Origin of the sequence: Mucilaginibacter sp., from assembly GCF_036383575.1 — a bacterium.
Classification (GTDB): domain Bacteria; phylum Bacteroidota; class Bacteroidia; order Sphingobacteriales; family Sphingobacteriaceae; genus Mucilaginibacter.
Genome location: NZ_DASVOB010000863.1, coordinates 1 through 4,067, shown reverse-complemented (window position 1 = coordinate 4,067; position 4,067 = coordinate 1). Strand labels below are relative to the sequence as shown.

At 47.2% G+C, this 4,067-nt stretch carries 4 protein-coding genes; all 4 read right to left on the bottom strand.

Annotated features, from left to right (window positions below; all coding sequences use genetic code 11):
• Window positions 1-1,027 (bottom strand): L-arabinose isomerase family protein (locus tag VF500_RS30430; protein WP_330863254.1); only part of this gene is annotated, 1,027 nt, incomplete at its 3' end.
• A 47-nt stretch (window positions 1,028-1,074) separates the two neighbouring features.
• Complete coding sequence (locus VF500_RS30425; protein ID WP_330863253.1) at window positions 1,075-2,436, bottom strand: glycoside hydrolase family 27 protein; 1,362 nt, start codon at window positions 2,434-2,436, stop codon at window positions 1,075-1,077.
• A 5-nt stretch (window positions 2,437-2,441) separates the two neighbouring features.
• Entirely contained in the window at window positions 2,442-3,140 is a 699-nt protein-coding gene (locus tag VF500_RS30420) for an L-ribulose-5-phosphate 4-epimerase (RefSeq protein WP_090528897.1), read from the bottom strand.
• A 7-nt stretch (window positions 3,141-3,147) separates the two neighbouring features.
• The coding region (locus VF500_RS30415; RefSeq protein WP_330863252.1) for an FGGY-family carbohydrate kinase at window positions 3,148-4,067 on the bottom strand (920 nt) is incomplete at its 5' end.

The following is a 4,067-nucleotide window of genomic DNA, read 5'->3' as shown; positions in this document are numbered from 1 at the left end:
TGTTCGGGTCGAAATGGTAAGTATAATCTTCCATGAAAGCGTTACCGCCTGGCAAGCCTGCGCCCATTACTTTGAAAGCACGTACTAAGGCAGCAGTTTTCCAGTCGCCTTCACCGGCAAAACCATAGCCATCGGCCATTAAACGCTGTGAGGCAATACCCGGTAACTGGATCATGCCATGCAGATCTTCAAAAGTATCGCTGAAACCTTTGAAGCCGCCATCCTGTAAAAACTTGCGTAAACCAAGCTCGATTTTGGCAGCGTCATATACCGATTGATATCTTGCGCCGCCTTGTTTAAGATCGTCGGCCATAGTATAAGTAGCTTCGTACTCGTCAGTAAGGGCTTTAACCTCAGCATCGCTGATGCTATCAACAACAGCAACCAGATCACCAATGCCATAAGTATTTACAGCGAAACCAAATTTCAATTCAGCCTCAACTTTATCACCATCGGTAACAGCAACAAAGCGCATGTTATCACCAAAACGAACAAATTTAGCACCTTGCCAGTCATACCAGCCTGCGGCTGCACGGCTCCAGCTTTCAATGTCTTTCAACACTTCGCTGTCCTGCCAGTGGCCAACAACAACCTTACGGTTGATGCGCATACATGATACCATGAAACCAAACTCCCTGTCGCCGTGGGCGCTCTGGTTCAGGTTCATGAAATCCATATCAATTGAACTCCATGGAATATCGCGGTTATATTGAGTGTGCAGGTGCAGCATCGGTTTTTTAAGGATGCTTAAGCCACGGATCCACATTTTGGCAGGTGAAAAAGTATGCATCCAGGCAATAACACCGATACAGTTTTCGGCAACGTTAGCTTGCTGTAAGGTGTTATAAATTTCTTCGGTTGATTTAACAACAGGTTTGTATACCACGCGCACAGGGATATTGGCAGCACCGTCAATTCCTTTGGCTATTTCCTGCGAGTGCTCGGCAACTTTCTTCAGTGTTTCTTCCCCGTATAAATTCTGGCTCCCGGTAATGAACCATACTTCAAATGTTTTCAGATCGATCATTATAATTAATTATTGATTTTGCGAATTATTGATTTAGTGAATTGGTCTTAGTTTTTTGGAGACAGCCTAAATAATGCTGCACCGTGTTTATTTATTTTTTGCTGATAACCTGAGCTATACTGGCCAACATCCTGCTTTTTCCACAGGTCGCGCACAGTTACTTTACCTTTCAGGCCCAGGTCTTTAAAATTCAGGGCTACGGATTTGTCATCATCGCCGATGTTGAAAAAGGCGGCGTAAATATCCTTGCTGCCGGGGATCTGTGAGTACCAGATCATGGCGCCGTCCTTTTTATACAATTGCTTGGGGCTTGATCCTTTTTGGTTTACCGCAATTACCTCGTCATTGGTAAAAAGGTTCAACTCAAAATCGCGGTTTTCGGGCAGGTTGCCGCCTATCATTAGGGGCGAGCGGAAAATGCTCCAAAACGTCATGTGGGTATATTCTTCATCCTCGGTAAAGCGACTAAAACGCTCCTGACCTACCGGACCACGTTTGCTCAACTTACCGATCTGGATCATATCGCAATCTGGCCAGTGACCGGGGCCGCTTACGCCTTCCCAGCTTTTGGCATAATCAAACATATGCAGGATCTCTTTCCAGTTATCCCAAAAATCATCGGCCATACGCCACATATTGGCATATTTGGTAGCATGAGCGGCCTGTGCAACCGGGGTTTCGCCAGGCGAAAGACTTAACACAACCGGCCTGCCGCATTGTTGGATGGCTTTCTGGTAACCTTCAACCTCAGCATTGCTGTAGGGGCGCGAAAGGTCATCCACCTTAATAAAATCAACACCCCATGAGGCATAAAGCTCCAGCAGCGAGTTCAGGTATTCCTGTGCACCTGGCTTTTTCATATCCAGCCCGTACATGTGGTTCATCCATGGGCATTTTGAGTTGGTATCGGCCACCATATCGGCAGTGATGCCATTGGTTCCTTTTACCGGCGATTTTGACCAAACGGCCTGCCTTGGGATACCGCGCATAACGTGGATACCGAATTTTAAACCTTTGCTGTGGATATAATCGCCCAGCGGTTTAAAACCATTACCGCCAAAAGCCGAGGGGAATTTGGTAGGCTGAGGTGTAAGACGCCCCCATTTATCCATGGTAAGCCATGGCACATATGAGCCATCCTGTAAACGCAATTGGAATGGGTTGCCGATGTTACTGCCCGGAGGGTTATCGTACGACCATAAAAAATCCACAACTACATACTCCCAGCCATGTTGCTTGAGATGCTCTGCCATATAATCGGCATTAGCTTTTACTTCATCTTCATGTACTGCCGAACCAAAACAGTTATAACTGTTCCAGCCCATAGGCGGTGTAGCTGCTACCTGTGCCGATAACCGGGTGCAGGCGAAAAAACAAAGCAGCAGGAAAAACAGGTTTATTTTTTTCATCAGGTTTATTGTCCGTAATATGAATCAGGTCCGTGTTTGCGCTCGTAATGTTTTTTGATCAGCGCATCTTTTAAGCGTGGGGCGCTTTTGTCAATTTGCTCGGTGAGGTAGGCCATTTGGGCAACAGCCTCCAGCACGGCGCTGTTGTAAACCGCTTTTTCGGCAGTTTTGCCCCAGGTGAATGGCGCGTGGTTACCAACCAATACCATTTCAACCTCTTTATAATCCAGGCCTTTTTCTTCAAAGCATTCCATGATCTGGAAACCTGTTTGATACTCGTAGTTACCCTTGATCATTTCATCATTCATGGGAGGAGCACACGGTATATCAACCGTTAAATGATCGGCATGGGTAGTACCGAAGATGGGGATATCCCGTTGCGACTGCGCCCAGGCGGTTCCGTAGGTAGAGTGCGTGTGTACAATACCGTTGATACCTTCCCAATGTTTGTAAAGCACGGCGTGTGTTTTGGTATCGCTTGATGGGCGAAGATCACCTTCAACGGTATTGCCGTCAAAATCAACGATCACCATTTTCTCCGGCGAAAGGTCTTCATAAGGTACGCCGCTTGGTTTAATGGCGAACACGCCTAATTCCCTATCGGCAGCGCTTACGTTACCAAAGGTGAACAACACCAGGCCCAGTTTGGGCAGCTGCATGTTGGCATTATAGGCACTAAGCCTTATATGATCATACTTGCTCATTACTTTATTATGCGTTTTGCAGTTCAGGATTGTTTTTCAAAGCAACTTCGGCAGCTACAAACTTGCCCAGTACGCTGTATTGGTTATAGCGCTGCTGATATACTTCTTTCAGCGCGATGTTTGGTTCATATACCACGTCAAAACCGCGGCCCATAGCTGCCATAGCTTCCTCAACAGTTGGGTAGATGCCAGCTACCACAGCAGCAAACATGGCTGCACCCAAAGCACAGGTATGTTTAAACTGGTGAATACGGATAGGCATACCCAAGATGTCGGCCATCATTTGCATTACGAATGGTGACTTTTTAGCCACGCCGCCAATACCGATGATCCCTTTAACCGGGATCCCTTCACTGATAAAGCGGTCGACAATGCTTTTGGCACCAAAGCAGGTAGCCTCGGCCAATGCACGGAATACCCTTGGGGCATCGCTGCCTAAACCTAAACCGGTGATAGCACCTTTCAGTTCCTGGTTGGCATCAGGTGTACGGCGACCGTTAAACCAGTCGATAGCCAGCTCATTGCTTTCTTCTATGGGCAATAAAGCTGCCTGCCTGCTTAGTTCAGGGATGATCATTTCAGAAATTTCTTCCTTCAAAGCTTCGGCAGTAGCCGCATCAATTACCTGCGATTGTGAAAGCAGGTTATTTAATGGCCAGGCAAGGATGTTTTTAAACCAGGCATAAGTATCGCCAAAAGCCGACTGACCAGCTTCTAAACCTGCCATGCCCGGGATAACAGAGCCGTTAACCTGTCCGCAGATCCCACGTACCAGTTTACCTTCCATCTCTGATGACGGGGCTACTAAAATATCGCAGGTTGATGTGCCCATTACCTTGCTCTGGTGGTATGGTTCATTCTGGCCGCCAACTGCGCCCATGTGCGCGTAAAACGCGCCGGTACCTATAACTACATCGGTTGAGAGTC